We start from the raw sequence: 16,756 nt of genomic DNA, 5'->3' as shown, positions 1-16,756 counted from the left end.
TTTAGTTGAATAAATCCTTCACTTTATCAAAGAAAGTTTTTTCCTTTCCGGATGGCTCTGCAACCATATCACCGCTTGACATTTGTTTTTCAAAGAAATCTTTCTGTTCCTTATTCAGCGTCTGTGGGGTCCATACATTGATGTGGATAAACATATCACCTTTTCCGTAGCTGTCGATGCTTGGTAAGCCTTTTCCTGCCAATCTCAATATCTTTCCGGATTGAGTTCCTGCATCAACGGTAATTTTTACTTTTCCGCCAACGGTCGGGATTTCTTTTTTCGTTCCCAAAGCTGCTTCAGCAAAAGAAACGTACAGCTCCTGATGAAGATTATCACCTTCTCTTTTGATGGTTTTATCTACTTCTTCCTCTACAATCACAAGTAAGTCTCCCGGAACGCCGCCAAATGGCGCATCGTTTCCTTTTCCTCTCACATTCAGCTGAATGCCGTCTCTTGCACCTGCAGGAATGTTGATGGTAATTTCCTCTTCATCTTTTATTAAACCTTGTGCATTGGCTCCTGCAGGAATTTTATCGGCAACTTTACCGATTCCCTGACAGGTTCCGCAAGTAGTCTGAGTCTGCATCTGTCCGAACATCGTGTTCATCACCTTCATCTGAACTCCGGCTCCGTTACACGTAGGACATGTTTTTGAAGTGGCGCCTTCTGCCATCTTCATTTTTTTTACTTTAAGAGTTTTTTGAGTTCCGTTTACCATCTCTTCAAGATTCAGCTTGATTCTGATTCTCAAATTAGAACCTTTCACCTGCTGACGACCACCGCCGCCACCGCCGAATCCTCCGAAACCACCGCCACCGAAGATGTCACCAAACTGGCTGAAGATGTCTTCCATATTCATTCCACCGCCGAAACCACCGCCGCCAAAACCTCCTGCTCCGCCAACTCCTGCGTGACCATATTGGTCATAACGCGCTTTCTTGTTGTCGTCACTCAGTACTTCATAAGCTTCTGCTGCTTCTTTAAATTTATCTTCAGCTTCCTTATCGCCCGGATTTTTATCAGGGTGATATTTGATTGCCATTTTTCGGTATGCTTTCTTTATTTCGTCGGCACTCGCAGATTTGCTGACCTCAAGAACCTCGTAATAATCTCTCTTTGACATATTTTTATAAGTAATGAGTAATGGGTAATAAGTAATCAAATATTGATTGCTTATTACCCATTACTGATAATTAATTTCCTGTTACCACTTTTGCAAAACGAATTACTTTGTCACCTAAAGTATATCCTGTTTCGATCACATCTACAATTTTACCTTTCAAATCTTCCGAAGGTGCAGGGATTTGAGTAATCGCCTCGTGGAAGTCTACATTGAAACTATCTCCTGCTTTTACTTCCATTATTTTTAAACCTTTCTCAGTCAGTTTGCTTTTGAATTTCTGATAAATCAATTCAACGCCCTGAAGATCGGTAGGATTGCCATTTTTGGCAATTTCTTTTAAAGCTCTTTCAAAATCATCTAAAACGCCTAACATAGAAACCATCATTTCCTGGTTGGCATAAGTGAAGAATTCCATCTTCTCTTTTGATGTTCTTTTTTTATAGTTTTCAAACTCTGCGTACAATCTGATGTAACGGTCTTTTTCTTCTGCCAAAAGTTCTTCGGCAGTAGGCGCTTCTGTCACATTTTCCTGTGTTGTTTCTTCAGTTTGAGTGATGTTTTCTTCCTGATTATTGATATTTTCTTCGTTGATATCCTGATTTTCCATGTTTCAATAACTTTTTATACTCCATGTTTGTCAAAGATTTTGCCAAAGAAAAAATCAGGACATTTAGGCAGATATTGTCATTAGTCAAATGTTGAAAAATTGACTGAAACCCTAGCCCCGATTGCAGTGGAAATCCTTTTTTGAAAAAAAAGATTGCAACGGAAAGCGGGAAAAAGCTCTAAAAAAATGATTTGATGCTAAATTGACGATTTGCAATCATCTCAAAAATTATTCTCCGAAAAACGTTTGATATAAAAGATAAAGATTCAGAATAATAATGACACCGGAAATAATCCAGACACAGATTTTCAGAAAAGGTTTGTTTGCAAATTCTCCCATTTTGGCTTTGTCATTAGTAAACATCACCAATGGTACAACCGCAAAACTCAACTGCATTGACAAAATTACCTGACTTAAGACCAAAAGATCAGTCGTGCCCTGTTCGCCATAGATAATGGTCACAATCAATGCCGGAATTACAGCAATTAATCTGGTGATGAGTCTTCGCAACCAAGGTTTTAATCTGATATTTAGAAAACCTTCCATTACGATTTGTCCGGCAAGTGTTCCTGTAAGTGTAGAATTCTGTCCGGAGGCTAAAAGTGCAATCGCAAAAGCAATACTTGCCATTGATGCACCTAAAATCGGTGTCAACATTTTGTAGGCATCATTGATATCTGCAATGTGTTTATTTCCGGTTGTGTGAAAAGTTGCAGCCGCCAGAATTAAAATTGCAGCATTGATAAAAAATGCCAGCAATAGCGACACTGTACTGTCTAAAGTTGCAAATTTTATCGCTTCTTTTTTTCCTTTTGTATCTCTCGTATAATCTCTGGTTTGAACGATACTGCTGTGGAGATAAAGATTGTGAGGCATTACTGTTGCCCCCAGAATTCCTATCCCGATGTAGAGCATGGCAGGATTGGTAATGATTTCTTTCTGTGGAATTAAGCCTCCTAAAATTGCATTGATTTCAGGTTTGGAAATGATAATTTCATATCCAAAACATGCGAGAATGATAAATATAAGACCTCCGACAATACTTTCGATCCAGCGAAAACCTTTTGCCTGAAGCAGTAAAATGATCAGCACGTCAATAGTTGTAATGACAATTCCCCATGTTAACGGAATTCCAAAAAGTAAATTTAAAGCAATCGCAGAACCAATGACTTCTGCTAAATCACAGGCGGCAATGGCAATTTCGCAGAAAACCCAGAGTATAAAATTTGTGGTAGGTTTAAAATGATCTCTACAGGCTTGTGCAAGATCTCTTTCTGCAACTACACCTAATTTTACAGATAAATGCTGCAAAACCATTGCGAAAATATTGGATATTAAAATCACTGAAAGCAGAGTATACCCGAACTGTGCTCCTCCTGCAATATCTGTTGCCCAGTTTCCGGGATCCATATATCCTACGGCGATCATTAAGCCGGGTCCGGCAAATGCAAGGTATTTTCGCCAGAAACCTGAACCTTTAGGTATTGAGATTGAGGAGAAGACCTCAGGTAATGAGTGGGATGTTTTATCTTTTCGCCAGGCGTTTTTCATACTGAAGTTTCATATTGTTAGAAATGACTAACAAATTTAATTAAATAAATGAAATGAAAAAGGTATTCACATAAAAAATCCCGAAAATATTCCTTCGGGATTTAATTTGATATTTAAATAAGATTATTTTGTAAATCTTACTGCCATTTTTCTGTCGGCAGCTCTTTCTTCGTCTGTTGCAGCTGCATCAACTGTCGCAAACTGACTTCCGTAGCCATCTGCTCCTGTCACTTGTGCTCCAACACCTTGTTTAGATAACCAATCTTTGATATAAGTAGCTCTTTCACCGGAAAGTTTTACATTGTTAGCCTCGTTACCGACTTTATCAGTATATCCGCCAATTTTGATTTTAGCTTCAGGATATGCTTTTAAAATAGCTACTAAATTTTCTAACTGACCTTGAGAACCTGCCTCCAATTCTGTTGAGCTTCCCATTTTGAAGTTAACGTGATCAAAATTATACCAATTATCTTTTAAAGCTGCATCATCAGCTGCACTTGCATAAGATCCGCTTTTCAGGAAAGTAATCATGTTGTCTTCCATTCCTCCTTTATAACCTTTTAATGCTGTACCGTTTAAATCGATATTTTCATCAACTTTAGTAGTTGTCATTGTGGTCGCAGTGTCATTCTGCATTGAAGAACTATCTGTTGTTGTATTCAAAGAATCACCTGCAACAGTTGTCGTTGTAGTGGTTTCTTTCTTATTGCACTGCTTCCATAAAAAGTAAGACGCAGCAATCAATAATAGTAAAGGTAAAAGCCATTTCCAGATTGATCCGCCGTCAGAAGTTGTAGGTCTTTCCGGAAAAGTTCCGCCATCAGCAACACTTTTCGTTACTTCGATTTTAGGCTCCTCATTTGAAGCAGGAGTTGGCGTCGGAGTAGGTGTAGAAACTGGAGAAGTTTTAATGGCATCATTATCATTATCAAACTTATATCCTTTTGCCCAGTCTCCAACATTTAAAGATGCTAAAGAAAGTCCTGCTGGTAGCAATGATGAAACGATACCTTTCTGATCATTCAGTAAACTTGAAATTCCTGACTGATCAAGATTATTATCTGCTGCGTATTTTCCTACTGCACCCACAGTTGCTCCTGTGACTAAATTAAGTAATGAAGATGAAGAATTATTACTTATCCCAGCATAGGTTGCAATAGAATTGACTAATCCACCAAGTTTATCACCAAAAATAGAAGATAACAAACTCTGTACCCAAGTATTGTTAGATGCAAGTTCAGGTAAATTTCCTAAAATTCCCTGCGAAGGTGCAGCCTGAATTGCATCTAAAACTGCCGGATTATCTGAATTGTTCGCCAAACCTCCCACAACTGCGGGTAACAAACCTCCGATAGCTTTTGAAATACCGGATTCACTTTCGCCTAATTGCGATGCAGCCTGTGTTACCAATGCAGAACCAAGCTGTCCTTTAATAAGATCAATAATGTTTAATGACATAATAAATTATTTGATTAATGTGATATAAATTTAATCAAAAATCTATCCAAATGTTAATTTCAAAAAAAAATCTTTAAAAATTTCATCAATTTTTAAAGATTTCCTAATTTTATTAAGCTGGATGTTAATATGCTTTCGCAAATAAAACTCGTCTGGCTGATGGTTTTCCTGAAATTAGAGAAACACCTTCTTCGATATCATCATCCAAAGGAATACAACGGATTGTAGCTTTAGTTTCATCTTTTATCTGTGCTTCTTCTTCATCTGTTCCGTCCCAATGTGCATAGATGAAACCTCCTTTTTCTTCTAAAACTTTTTTAAATTCCTCATACGTGTCAACTTTTGTAATATTGTCTTTTCTGAAGTCAAAAGCTTTGGTATACATATCTTGCTGGATGGTTTTCAAAAGATCTTCAATGTAAGAATCTAAACCTTCCAATGGACGTGTTTCTTTCGTAAGGGTATCTCTTCTTGCGATTTCGACAGATTTATTTTCTAAATCTCTTTGACCCATTGCAATTCTCAAAGGCACACCTTTTAATTCGTATTCGGCAAATTTCCAGCCCGGTTTGTTTTGAGTATCGTCATCAAATTTCACAGAAATTCCTTTTAATTTTAATTTATTCTGAATTTCTAAAGCAACCTCACTGATTTGATTTAACTGCTCTTCACCTTTGAAAATAGGAACAATCACCACCTGAATCGGAGCTAAAGTAGGAGGTAAAACCAATCCGAAATCATCAGAGTGCGTCATGATCAAAGCACCCATCAAACGTGTTGAAGTTCCCCAGGATGTTGCCCAAGCGTGCTCTATTTTTCCTTCCTTGTTGGTGAATTTCACATCAAATGCTTTTGCGAAATTTTGACCTAAAAAGTGAGAAGTTCCAGCTTGAAGTGCTTTTCCATCCTGCATCAATGCTTCGATGCAATAGGTGTCATCTGCACCTGCAAATCTCTCAGACGGAGTTTTTACACCCATAATTACAGGCATTGCCATGAATTTTTCTGCAAAATCTGCATAAACGTTATTCATTTTTTCTGCTTCTTCCAAAGCTTCATCCTTTGTAGCGTGAGCTGTGTGACCTTCCTGCCACAAAAATTCGGAAGTTCTTAAAAATAAACGGGTTCTCATTTCCCAACGGACAACATTTGCCCACTGATTAATCAAAATCGGCAAATCTCTGTAAGATTGAATCCAGCCTTTATAAGTATTCCAGATGATGGCTTCTGAAGTAGGACGTACAATAAGCTCTTCTTCTAATTTTGCATCCGGATCAACAATCAGCTTCCCAGGATTATCAGGATCGTTTTTTAAACGGTAATGGGTTACAATTGCGCATTCTTTGGCAAAACCTTCAGCATTCTTTTCCTCAGCTTCAAATAAACTCTTGGGAACGAATAGCGGGAAGTAAGCATTAACGTGACCGGTCTCTTTGAATCTTTTATCCATTTCGTCACGCATTTTTTCCCAGATCGCATATCCGTAAGGTTTTATAACCATCGATCCCCGCACTCCCGAGTTTTCAGCTAAATCTGCTTTTACAACCAATTCATTATACCATTTGCTGTAATCTTCGCTTCTTGAGGTTAATTTTGCCATTAATTTTATTTTAATATTTTTAACTTTTCTATATTATTGTAATCTAAAAATAAAAATCTATTTTTGATAGATATTTGTAACCAATAATTGGTATATTTTTGGTACAGATTGCAAATATAATTTAAATTAAAAATTTTTACATTATCATGAAAAGAAATATACATAAAAATTTACTTGGGATGCTAAAGTCTAAAGGGGTTTTAGCTGTTGCAGGTGGTTTACTATTAATGTCCTGTGGTGCTCAGGTAGGAGGTTATAGTGAAACTGACGGGGTATATTATGATCCTAATAAAGATACACTACCCGAAGGTGTGATCATCAATGGTGATCAGGGAAACAGAGTAGGAGAGTATTATGACTACTATCCGGAATCCAGTATTGTAGAAAATTCTCAAATCAACTCTGCAGAATACGAAACCAGATATGATTCATGGATTAATTCTAATAACAATGGTAATGCCACAGATTCTGACTGGGGCAACTTTGCAGGAAATGAGACCAACATCTACGACAACTCTTGGGGTTGGGGAATGGGATGGGGTTCACCTTGGGGATGGTATGGCGGTTACAGTCCTTACTGGGGATCTGGCTGGGGCATGGGAATGTCATTCGGCTGGGGAAGCTCTTGGGGATGGGGCGGATACAATCCATATTGGGGTATGGGATGGAATTCTCCTTACTGGGGAATGTATAATCCTTACTGGGGATATGGAGGTTATGGCGGCTGGTACGGTGGCGCAGGATATTGGGGTGGTAACTACTACAGACCTGTTTACAGAAGAAGTGGTGCAAACGGAAGAGGATTTACAAACAATACAGTAGGGATCAATAAATATAATGGAAACAGTTCTGGTTTCAGAAACGGCAACAATGGTTCTGGCATGAGAAATGGTCAAGGTCAGGGTGGTTTCAGAAATAACAATGGCGGTTTCAGACAGGGGACGACCAATGGTGGTTACAGACAAGGAACTATGAACGGTGGTTTCAGAAATCAGTCTGGAACAAGAAATCCTAACTATCAACAAAGACCTAATTATAATACAAGACCAAACTATAACCAACAATCTCAGCCAAGATCAAACGATAACGGTGGTTTCAGATCAGGAGGTTTCAACTCTGGAAGCAGCGGCGGCGGATTTAGATCCGGTGGTTCTTCTGGCGGAGGAGGAATGAGATCAGGCGGCGGAGGCGGCGGCTTCAGATCAGGTGGTAGATAATTAATAAAAAACTCAATAACTATTAATAAATAATGTTAAAAAAATCTTTAGTCATAATGAGTATTTCTGCAGCATTTTTTGTGCAGGCTCAGGATATTTCAGTAATCAGGAACTCGATTGATGTATATTCAAATACTCCAATGGTAGGTTCTTCGAAATTCAATGCGATGGCTGGCTCAAACGGAGCTTTAGGTGGTGATGGTACTGCGTTGCTTACCAACCCTGCGGGTATTGGTGTGGCGATTGCGGGAGATATTTCAGGAACTTTATCATTTACTAATAATAAAAATACAGCGTCTCTAGCTGGCTCATCAATCAACTACAATATTGATAAGTTCAATGTTGGGAACGTAAATGGTGTGGCAACTTTTCAGCTGATGACAGAAACTCCATGGAAGTTTATTAATGTAGCTGCCAATATTTCAACAACGTCTTTAGAAGATTATATTGAATCACCGGGAAATTCTAATGTTTCCATTGCCAAAAACCTTGTTGATTCAGGTGGAAATAATGTTGTAGGAAATATGTCTTATTTAGGTCATGCTTACAACAGATATGGTACTCAGACTAAATTCAATGTAGGTGTGGGTGCCAATTATAATAATGCTTGGTACTTTGGAGCCAGTTTGAATATGCATGGTGTTGATATGGAGCAATACGACAGTGCGGTTTTCGGATTAGATTTAGATAATTCTGTTACTACTTTTGATAAACAATACACTCCATATTCTGAAAAATCAAGCGGTTTTTCCGGAAGTTTAGGTATTATTGGCAAAATGAGCAATCAGCTGAGATTGGGTGCTTCAATCGAATCGCCAACTTGGTGGACGATTGATAGAGCCTACAGAGATTATTATGATGGCGGAGATGGTATTTACTACGATAATTTTGTGGAAGACAGAACTTTCAGATCTCCAATGAAAGCGACTGTGAGTGGTGCATTCGTTCCAAACAAAAATTTTGCGATCAATGTTGACTATACTTTAGGTTTAACGAAACCAAGATATAAAGTACAAGGAGCAGCAGAAACTGAATTGAATTCTTTCTTCAGCGACAACTACAAAAATTTATCAGAAATTAAGGTTGGTGCAGAATACAGAATCAAAGCTTTGAGATTGAGAGGTGGTTACTCTTACGCTTCAAGTCCGTTTGATACGACTACGATCAATGCTTTTTCTAATACGGGAAGCGTAGGAAATAACAGCTATAGCAACTTTATTTTAGGAGACAGAAGTACAATTGGTGCAGGTATCGGATATGATTTCGGACCATTTTATATTGATGCTGCTTATCAAAACATTACTTCAGATTATAAAAACCCGTTTTTGGCTGGATATGAGTTTGATAATTACAATACAGGATATTACTCAGGAGATTTTGACGTAACAACTCCAAATTCAGTAGTGTCAGATGTGAAAAATGTAAGAAACAATTTCTTCCTTACTCTAGGCTGGAAATTTTAAACAGAAATTTTACTTAAACATATAAAAAGGCTTCGAATTATTTCGAAGCCTTTCTTATTTTATTGAATTAAATAAGTTGTGTAGATAAAGACTTTTTTAAAATCTGCCTAATTTGCTAAATCTGCGAGAGCCTAAAAATTTAAACAACTCATTTAATTTAAATTGAATCGATTAATGATGATGACCATGATCATGCGAATGAAACAAATGCATTACCAGAGCCAAAGAAACTCCCAACATCACCAATCCAATTTTTGACCAGTTGATATTATGGTTTTTATTGCTTTCAAAAATAATCACTGATGAAATATGTAAAAAAATTCCACCCACGATTGCTAAGAAATATGGCTGTAAATCAGGATTAAAATAATTTCCTAATAACATTCCCATTGGTGAAGCTAATGCAAATAAAGCAACAATCAACAATGAAGGATACGAAGCTTTTGCACCTGATCTGTTAAATAAAAAAGCGCCCAAAATAAACGAAATCGGAAGATTGTGAAACAAAATTCCTAAAAGATAAGGTGACAACGGATTGGTTTCATTTGCCAAAGGAATTCCCTCAATAAAAGCATGAATGAAAAGTCCTACCATTAAAGCGACAGGCAAAATATTGCTGCTTTCATTGTGGTGATGAAAATGTCCGTGCTCAAAACCTTTGGTCAGTGCTTCTAGAATCATCTGAAGTAAAACCCCGCCGATTACGAAAATTCCTAAATTCTCGCTTACTTTTGAAGAATATACCTGTGGAAACACTTCGTTTAAACAGATTGTAATCAGAAAACCTGCACTTAAAACCAGAAGATTTTTTGCAAACTGCTCTTTTTTACCAAAGAGTTTTCCGAGAAAAACTCCCGCAATTACACTTAAAATCAGTAAAATAAAAATCATTATTTTTTCTTAAATAAATTGATGCAACGAGGCGTAATTTCTTTCTGAAAATCATTCAGCTGATAATCTCCCCAGATTTTTATCCTTTCAAAACCACATTCTTCAGCGTAGTTTTTTATCGTATCCAAAGTATGAAGTTTTACTTTTTCAAAAAAATGATAAGATTTGCCTTCATCTTCAAAACGAATATCTTTAATAATATGTCTTCCTTCGATTTTTTTGGAAACATTAAAATCAATACCTTCTCTATGAACAGTCGTTTCCGGAACGATGACGCTTCTTACATATTCTTCGTTCAGATAATCCAGAACAAAATATCCGTCAGATTTTAAAGCATTGTAAACAGACTGGAAAACATTTTTATCATCAGCTTCATTATCAAAATATCCGAAGCTTGTAAAGAGGTTGAAAACTGCATCTACAGGTTCGGAATCGATGGGATTTCGCATATCATGAACTTTAAATCGCAGACTTTCATTTTCAAATTGTTTATCAAATTCAATACTTTGATGAGAAAGATCCAAGCCAAGAACGTTGTAGCCCAATTTATTTAAAAAAACCGAGTGTCTTCCTTTTCCGCAGGCAAGGTCAATAATCTTTGAAGATTGGGGAAGTTCAAGTTCCTCTGTCAATTTTGTAATAAAATTTTCTGCCTCTGTATAATCCCTGTTATTGTAAAGCAAATGATAATAAGGCGTATCAAACCAAGATTCAAACCATTCCATAATGCAAAAATAACTAAATTTGTGCGGTTAAAAGAAATGTATTTTAAATATTGAAGAATTGAGATATTCAATTAAAGCAAAAATTAAATATATAATATTCTGATTATTAAATAATTAAATCTTTTAATTGCAACTTATGGATACAGAAAATATAAAAATTCAGATAAAAACATTCTTCGGATTAGAAACTGTTTTAGGGGAAGAAATCAAAAAACTGGGCGGAAAAAACGTAGAGCTTAAAAATCGTGCAGTAAATTGTGAAGGAGATCTTGGTTTTCTTTACAAAATCAATTATTCTGCAAGAACGGCGCTGAAAATCCTCGTTCCAATAGAAGAATTTAAAGCCTACAACGAAACTAAATTTTACGAAAGACTTTTCAAATTTGAGTGGGACGACTTTATGAGTGTTGATCAGACTTTTGCGATCGATTCTACGGTGAATTCTGAAAGATTCAGTCATTCGCAGTTTATGACGTTTAAAATGAAGGATGCGATCGTTGATTTTTTCCAAAACAGATACGGAAGAAGACCAAGCATTGAAACGAAATCTCCGGATATTAAATTTCACCTTCACATTGATAGAGAACTGGTGACGATCTCTCTGGATTCTTCCGGTGATGCTTTATTTAAAAGAGGATACAGAAAAGAACAGGGTGAAGCACCGATCAACGAGGTTTTGGCAAGCGGAATGCTTCAGTTAGCAGGTTGGGACGGAAAAGGAAACTTTCTTGATCCGATGTGCGGTTCCGGAACGCTTTTGATTGAGGCTGCGATGATCGCAATGGATCTTCCGGCACAAATTTTCAGAAAGAGATTTGCTTTTCAGAACTGGAAAAACTATGATGAAGCTTTATTTACTAAAATCAAAGAATTCAGAATAGAAAGGATAAGAGAATTCCACGGAAAAATCGTTGGTTATGATATTGATGGGAGAATGCTTGATGCAGCGAGAGACAATATAGAATCTGCAGAAATGGAAGACGTCATCGAAGTAAGAAGAGAAAATTTCTTTGATACCAAGAAAGATATGTTTCCGTTATTAATGGTTTTCAATCCGCCTTATGATGAGAGAATTTCTATCAATGATGATGATTTCTACAAAAAAATAGGAGATACTTTCAAAACAAATTATCCGAATACTCTGGCATGGCTGATTTCTTCAGATCTTGATGCTCCAAAGAAAATCGGATTGCGACCTTCAAGAAAAATCAAGCTTTTCAACGGAAAACTGGAAACCAGATTTTTGCAGTATGAAATGTATGAAGGAACGAAGAAGTTGCATAAAATTGAAAATAAAGAAGACTAAAATACGTTCTGAATATTTAATTTCAAAATAGCTTTATAAAAAATAGAACTTCATTTGAAGTTCTATTTTTGTTTATTAGAAGCCGATTTGTCATTGTTTAATTGAATCTCTTTATCATTGTTATGCCGCATTTTTGTCATTCCGCAGGAATCTCGACGGTAAATTTTACATAATAATATTTAATTCTATGTTTGATTCCTGCGAAATGACAAACTTTGTGATTCGTTGTTTTTATATTTTAATTAACGGTAAACTGTTTGTAAGTTCATTCCCGAATAATTAATTTTGAAAAAAATTCCACTTGAATCCGACCATTTCCATTGTTGTTGCCATATTTAACCGTAGAGACGAGCTTTTTGAACTTCTCAATTCGCTGACTTTTCAGACTGATAAAGTTTTTGAGATCATTATTGTTGATGATGGATCTTTGATCGATCTTAAACCTACTATTGGTAATTTTGATGGAATTTTAGAGATTAAATATTTCAGAAAAGACAATTCGGGCCCTGGTTTGTCGAGAAATTATGGTTCAAAAAGAGCTTCCAACGAGTGGCTTGTTTTTGTAGACAGCGATGTGATTGTAGAGAAAGATTACATTCAGAATATCAAAAAAAACATTCTCACCATTCCTTGTGATGCTTTTGGAGGTGCAGATAAAGCACATAAAGGGTTTAATCTGATGCAGAAAGCAATTTCCTATTCAATGACTTCGGTTTTTACAACAGGCGGAATCAGAGGAAATAAAAAAGCGGTTTCAAAATTTCAGCCAAGAAGTTTCAATATGGGAGTGAAGAAAGAAGTTTTTGAAAAAGTGGGCGGTTTTTCCGAAATGAGAATCGGTGAAGATCCGGATTTATCGATGACGCTTTGGGAAAACGGTTTTACAACTGCTTTTTTCGATGATATTGCAGTTTATCATAAAAGACGTGTGGATTTTGGGAAGTTTTCAAAACAGGTGTACCAATTTGGTTGTGCAAGACCAATTCTCAATCAAAGACACCCAAAATATGTGAAAATCTCTTTTGCATTTCCTACTTTATTTTTATTAGGATATATTTTAGGATTTATAGAGTATTTTATTATCGGAAGAGGCATTATTCTCGCATTTTACGGATTGTATACTTTTATGGTTTTGATTCATGCAATGATTGTTACAAAAAATATTGCAATTGCCGGAATGGCTGTTATTTCAACTTATATTCAGATGTTTTCGTACGGCTACGGATTTTTAAAATCTTGGATTTTGCTGAATGTTTTCAGGATGAAACCAGAAGAAGCATTCCCAAAACATTTTCACAGAAACTAGTGAATGATCGATTTTTCAGATTAAATAATCATAAACCGAGAGGCTGCCAAGTTTTTAGTTTATAAAGCTGATTGATTAAAATTAAGAATTAGGTTGATGGAGTTCTGAAAAAATTCTTCCTATTAACACGGATATTTTGGAATTCTTAAATTATATACTAATTACAACAGATATTAAGTATTTTATATGAAAAAATTAGGAATTATCGGTTGTGGTTGGTTGGGAACTCATATTGCAGAAAGATTATCAAGCCAATATGAGATTTTCGCAACAACAACTACACCATCGAAAATTAGAGAGTTAGAATCTAAAGGCTATCATGCTGTTTTGGCAAGTTTCTCCGACGAGCTCGATTCAGAAATGAAAGAATGGGAAGCTGCATCAGATTTAGATTCTATCATTATCAGCGTCCCATTTTCCGGAATCAGAGGTGCGCAAATTCCGATGAATGGCAAACGGGAGAACCTGCTCAACTTTCTGGGAGATTATAAAGGTCAGTTGTTTTTGATGAGCTCTACAGGAGTTTATCCTCAGGATGAAAAAGAATTTACAGAAGAAGATCAACCTGCCAAAAATGTGGAAAGTGAAAGTTTCATTCTGGAAAAATTTCCTTACACCAATATTTTGAGATTAGCTGGATTGATGGGAGATCAAAGGCTTTTAAAGAATTACAATATATCCGACCTGGATCAGTTGGTGAATCATATTCATTACACGGATATTTGTGCAGTTGTCGAGAAAATGCTGGAAAATCAATCTCTATCAAAAGTGTATAATGTAGTTGCACCTGTGCATCCGAATAAAGAAGAAGTTATTAATGCTCAAAAGGATTTATCTTACGAAGGAGAGAGAACGACAGTTGGCAGAACTATTTCACCTGAAAAATTGATTAATGAATTGAATTTTGAATTTCAATATCCGGATCCGAGATATTTTCATTTGTAATGTTTAAGCCTATAAGTTGGAAAGTCTTTATTAAATTTAATTAAAGAAATTTATTATTTTTTGTCTCGTATTATGATATTAAAAATATAAAATAAAATTATGATAGCTGAAATAGAAAAATTTATCGAAATTCAAAATAATATTGATGAGATTCTAAAGAATTCACCTTTCAAAATGTCATATTAATACACATTATTCTTTGAAAAAATATTTCGCCCAACATTATAAAAAACAATTCATATTAAAAACTGAAGATCATAAGGAGATCGGAAGAATTGATGATGAAAGCAGTTTCTTTTTCAGAAGAAATTCGATTGAATATAAGCTCAGAACATATGATATTAAAAATGTCGGTTTCCTTAAAAATGACGTTGAGCTTTACCTGAATAAAAAAGTTATTTATTTTACAGATTTAGCTAAAGAAAGAATTATAAAATTGGGAGAAAATGTAAAAATTTATAATTTTAAATTGCTTGAAACGAAGAAGTTGTTCGAAAAAGAGAAATTGCTGATAGAAATCCGTACTGAGAATAAAAATTTTAAAAATCTGATTTATCATGTTGAAGTTGATGATTCTGTTGATGATTTGTTAATTCTGCTTTTTCTTCATTATTCAACGAAAGAATTTAATTCTATCGGAGGTGATGGAGATTAAAATGATCAGGCAATTTCTGATTGTTGGAGTATCTCAAAATTTAATTTTTAAAGCTTTAATCCTTATTCCTAAATAATCTTGTCTGAAGAATTTGCCACAGTAGAGATTAAATTTAATTCAAACACCCGAAAAATAGAGCAAATCTATGAATTGGCTATTCCGAAAGTCAATCTTTAGCTCTAACTTTATTCTTTCAAATTTTCAAATTCAAATTATTAAAAAGAAAAATTTATGAGTTCAGCAAATACAGAATTATTTAAGGAAATTTTTAAAAGCGAAAACGAGATTCCTGAAGAATATAAAGTTGAGGAAATTCATCAGAGCGTCTATCTATTAAACGGCGAATTGGTAGAGTGGAAGGGCGAAGTCACAGAAATTTATTCACCGGTTTTCATCCGAACCGGAAACGGTTTAGAAAGAAAATTGTTGGGGAGTATTCCCAATATCGGACCAGATGAAGCAATGGAAGTTCTTGATGCTTCGGTAAAAGCATATAATAATGGTCTTGGAGAGTGGCCAACTATGTCTGTGGAAGGCAGAATTAAGTGTATGGAGAAATTTGTGTATTTAATGATCAAAGAACGTGATCTCATCATCAAATTGCTCATGTGGGAAATCGGGAAAACTTTGCCGGATTCTACCAAAGAATTTGACCGTACCGTAGATTATATCAACCAAACCATCGATGCCTTAAAAGATCTTGACCGTGAATCTTCACGTTTTCAACAGGCAGAAGGTACGATTGCGCAGATCAGAAGAGCACCGCTGGGAGTGGTATTGAGTATGGGACCTTTTAATTATCCATTAAATGAAATTTTCACCACATTGATTCCTGCTTTGATTATGGGAAATACAATCTTATTTAAACTTCCTAAACATGGTGTTTTGGCACATTATCCTTTATTAAAAGCATTTAAAGAAGCTTTCCCGAAAGGAACGGTGAATACATTGTATGGTAAAGGTTCAGAAATTATCACACCCATTATGGAAAGCGGAAAAGTAAATGTTTTGGCTTTCATCGGTTCAAGTAAAGTTGCGAACGGGCTAAAAAAATTGCACCCAAAAGTCAACAGATTAAGAGCTATATTAAGTTTAGATGCAAAAAATGCAGCCATTGTTACCAAAAATGCCAATCTCGATATTGCCGTAAGCGAAATTATTCTCGGAGCGCTTTCTTTCAACGGACAACGTTGTACTGCTCTGAAGTTAATTTTTGTACAGAAAGATGTTGCAGAAGAATTTACTCAAAAGCTAACTGCTGCAGTCTCTGCCTTGAAGCCAGGCTTACCTTGGGAAAAAGACGTGAAAATTACACCGCTTCCTGAAGCCAATAAACCACCGTATCTTCAGGATTGTATTGAAGATGCATTATCAAAAGGCGCAAAAGTTCTGAATGAAAATGGTGGGTACAACGAAGAATCATTCGTTTTTCCTGCCGTAGTTTATCCGGTAAACAATGATATGAAATTGTATCATGAAGAGCAGTTCGGGCCGATTATTCCTGTGGTTCCTTTTGAATCGATTGATGAGCCGATCGATTATCAGGTGAATGCTTCGCATGGAATGCAGGTCAGTATTTTCAGCGAAGATGCGCTGGAAGTTTCAAAACTGATCGATCCTTTTGTGAATTTGGTGAGCCGTGTAAATATTAATTGTCAGGCTCAGAGAGGTCCCGATGTTTTCCCGTTTACCGGAAGAAAAGATTCTGCGGAAGGTACACTTTCTGTTTTTGATGCGCTTCGTTCGTTCTCGATCAGATCACTGGTTGCTGCAAAATCTACGGAATCTAATAAAAATCTTCTGAACACGATTGTCAGAGATCATGATTCTAACTTTTTGAGTACAGATTATTTGTTTTAATGAAGATTTTATTGTTATATTTTTTAATCAATATCTTTTTAAAATTAGT

Annotated in this window: 14 protein-coding genes; 7 read left to right on the top strand and 7 right to left on the bottom strand. The window is 35.8% G+C overall.

What is annotated here, in order from left to right; all coding sequences use genetic code 11:
* Nucleotide 1 precedes the first annotated feature (1 nt).
* From dnaJ to proS, 5 genes are all read right to left on the bottom strand, one after another.
* The gene (gene dnaJ / locus AC4FQ5_RS13940) at nt 2–1,123 is read right to left on the bottom strand and encodes a molecular chaperone DnaJ (RefSeq protein WP_491144240.1); all 1,122 of its coding nucleotides are present in this window, start codon (nt 1,121–1,123) and stop codon (nt 2–4) included.
* Nucleotides 1,124–1,193: 70 nt separating this feature from the next.
* A complete protein-coding gene (locus AC4FQ5_RS13935) occupies nt 1,194–1,730 on the bottom strand; it encodes a nucleotide exchange factor GrpE (protein ID WP_491144239.1) in 537 nt (178 codons plus the stop codon).
* Nucleotides 1,731–1,958: 228 nt separating this feature from the next.
* On the bottom strand, nt 1,959–3,281 hold the full coding sequence (locus AC4FQ5_RS13930) for an Nramp family divalent metal transporter (RefSeq protein WP_491144237.1): 1,323 nt from the start codon (nt 3,279–3,281) through the stop codon (nt 1,959–1,961).
* Nucleotides 3,282–3,404: 123 nt separating this feature from the next.
* The gene (locus tag AC4FQ5_RS13925) at nt 3,405–4,739 is read right to left on the bottom strand and encodes an OmpA family protein (protein WP_491144235.1); all 1,335 of its coding nucleotides are present in this window, start codon (nt 4,737–4,739) and stop codon (nt 3,405–3,407) included.
* 124 nt (nt 4,740–4,863) lie between these two features.
* Nucleotides 4,864–6,339: a proline--tRNA ligase gene (gene proS, locus AC4FQ5_RS13920; RefSeq protein WP_491144233.1), complete on the bottom strand. Its 1,476-nt coding sequence runs from the start codon at nt 6,337–6,339 to the stop codon at nt 4,864–4,866.
* 146 nt (nt 6,340–6,485) lie between these two features.
* Here proS and AC4FQ5_RS13915 point away from each other — a divergent pair, with 146 nt between their 5' ends.
* Both AC4FQ5_RS13915 and AC4FQ5_RS13910 read left to right on the top strand, forming a co-directional pair.
* Nucleotides 6,486–7,556 carry a prolyl-tRNA synthetase gene (locus AC4FQ5_RS13915; RefSeq protein WP_491144232.1) on the top strand — a complete coding sequence of 357 codons (1,071 nt, stop codon included), beginning with the start codon at nt 6,486–6,488 and terminating at the stop codon, nt 7,554–7,556.
* A gap of 56 nt (nt 7,557–7,612) precedes the next feature.
* A complete protein-coding gene (locus AC4FQ5_RS13910) occupies nt 7,613–9,019 on the top strand; it encodes an OmpP1/FadL family transporter (RefSeq protein ID WP_491144230.1) in 1,407 nt (468 codons plus the stop codon).
* A 171-nt stretch (nt 9,020–9,190) separates the two neighbouring features.
* Here AC4FQ5_RS13910 and AC4FQ5_RS13905 read toward each other — a convergent pair whose 3' ends face one another.
* Both AC4FQ5_RS13905 and AC4FQ5_RS13900 read right to left on the bottom strand, forming a co-directional pair.
* Nucleotides 9,191–9,910: a ZIP family metal transporter gene (locus tag AC4FQ5_RS13905; protein ID WP_491144229.1), complete on the bottom strand. Its 720-nt coding sequence runs from the start codon at nt 9,908–9,910 to the stop codon at nt 9,191–9,193.
* Nucleotides 9,910–10,635, bottom strand: coding sequence for a class I SAM-dependent DNA methyltransferase (locus AC4FQ5_RS13900; protein ID WP_491144227.1), 726 nt, complete (start codon nt 10,633–10,635; stop codon nt 9,910–9,912). The genes AC4FQ5_RS13905 and AC4FQ5_RS13900 overlap by 1 nt, the downstream gene beginning before the upstream one ends.
* Nucleotides 10,636–10,771: 136 nt before the next feature.
* On the opposite strand from AC4FQ5_RS13900, the gene AC4FQ5_RS13895 reads away from it, so the two are divergent.
* The 5 genes from AC4FQ5_RS13895 to AC4FQ5_RS13875 all read left to right on the top strand — a co-directional run bounded on the left by AC4FQ5_RS13895 (nt 10,772) and on the right by AC4FQ5_RS13875 (nt 16,707).
* The gene (locus tag AC4FQ5_RS13895; protein ID WP_491144225.1) at nt 10,772–11,941 is read left to right on the top strand and encodes a THUMP domain-containing class I SAM-dependent RNA methyltransferase; all 1,170 of its coding nucleotides are present in this window, start codon (nt 10,772–10,774) and stop codon (nt 11,939–11,941) included.
* A 301-nt stretch (nt 11,942–12,242) separates the two neighbouring features.
* Nucleotides 12,243–13,247 (top strand): glycosyltransferase family 2 protein, encoded by a 1,005-nt coding sequence (locus AC4FQ5_RS13890; RefSeq protein WP_491144223.1) that lies wholly within the window; start codon nt 12,243–12,245, stop codon nt 13,245–13,247.
* A 186-nt stretch (nt 13,248–13,433) separates the two neighbouring features.
* Nucleotides 13,434–14,192 (top strand): NAD-binding protein, encoded by a 759-nt coding sequence (locus tag AC4FQ5_RS13885; protein ID WP_491144221.1) that lies wholly within the window; start codon nt 13,434–13,436, stop codon nt 14,190–14,192.
* A gap of 199 nt (nt 14,193–14,391) precedes the next feature.
* On the top strand, nt 14,392–14,847 hold the full coding sequence (locus AC4FQ5_RS13880) for a hypothetical protein (RefSeq protein ID WP_491144219.1): 456 nt from the start codon (nt 14,392–14,394) through the stop codon (nt 14,845–14,847).
* A 231-nt stretch (nt 14,848–15,078) separates the two neighbouring features.
* Nucleotides 15,079–16,707 (top strand): NADP-dependent glyceraldehyde-3-phosphate dehydrogenase, encoded by a 1,629-nt coding sequence (locus tag AC4FQ5_RS13875; RefSeq protein WP_491144217.1) that lies wholly within the window; start codon nt 15,079–15,081, stop codon nt 16,705–16,707.
* Nucleotides 16,708–16,756 lie beyond the last annotated feature (49 nt).

Source organism: Chryseobacterium sp. DT-167 (genome assembly GCF_058310155.1).
Note: the sequence above shows the minus strand (reverse complement) of the source record. Positions and strands in the feature narration are given on the sequence as shown.

Bases quoted from the DNA above. Each gene is read 5' to 3' on its own strand.
- dnaJ (WP_491144240.1), bottom strand. From the start codon at position 1,123: ATGTCAAAGAGAGATTATTACGAGGTTCTTGAGGTCAGCAAATCTGCG.
- AC4FQ5_RS13935 (WP_491144239.1), bottom strand. From the start codon at position 1,730: ATGGAAAATCAGGATATCAACGAAGAAAATATCAATAATCAGGAAGAA.
- AC4FQ5_RS13930 (WP_491144237.1), bottom strand. From the start codon at position 3,281: ATGAAAAACGCCTGGCGAAAAGATAAAACATCCCACTCATTACCTGAG.
- AC4FQ5_RS13925 (WP_491144235.1), bottom strand. From the start codon at position 4,739: ATGTCATTAAACATTATTGATCTTATTAAAGGACAGCTTGGTTCTGCA.
- proS (WP_491144233.1), bottom strand. From the start codon at position 6,339: ATGGCAAAATTAACCTCAAGAAGCGAAGATTACAGCAAATGGTATAAT.
- AC4FQ5_RS13915 (WP_491144232.1), top strand. From the start codon at position 6,486: ATGAAAAGAAATATACATAAAAATTTACTTGGGATGCTAAAGTCTAAA.
- AC4FQ5_RS13910 (WP_491144230.1), top strand. From the start codon at position 7,613: ATGAGTATTTCTGCAGCATTTTTTGTGCAGGCTCAGGATATTTCAGTA.
- AC4FQ5_RS13905 (WP_491144229.1), bottom strand. From the start codon at position 9,910: ATGATTTTTATTTTACTGATTTTAAGTGTAATTGCGGGAGTTTTTCTC.
- AC4FQ5_RS13900 (WP_491144227.1), bottom strand. From the start codon at position 10,635: ATGGAATGGTTTGAATCTTGGTTTGATACGCCTTATTATCATTTGCTT.
- AC4FQ5_RS13895 (WP_491144225.1), top strand. From the start codon at position 10,772: ATGGATACAGAAAATATAAAAATTCAGATAAAAACATTCTTCGGATTA.
- AC4FQ5_RS13885 (WP_491144221.1), top strand. From the start codon at position 13,434: ATGAAAAAATTAGGAATTATCGGTTGTGGTTGGTTGGGAACTCATATT.
- AC4FQ5_RS13875 (WP_491144217.1), top strand. From the start codon at position 15,079: ATGAGTTCAGCAAATACAGAATTATTTAAGGAAATTTTTAAAAGCGAA.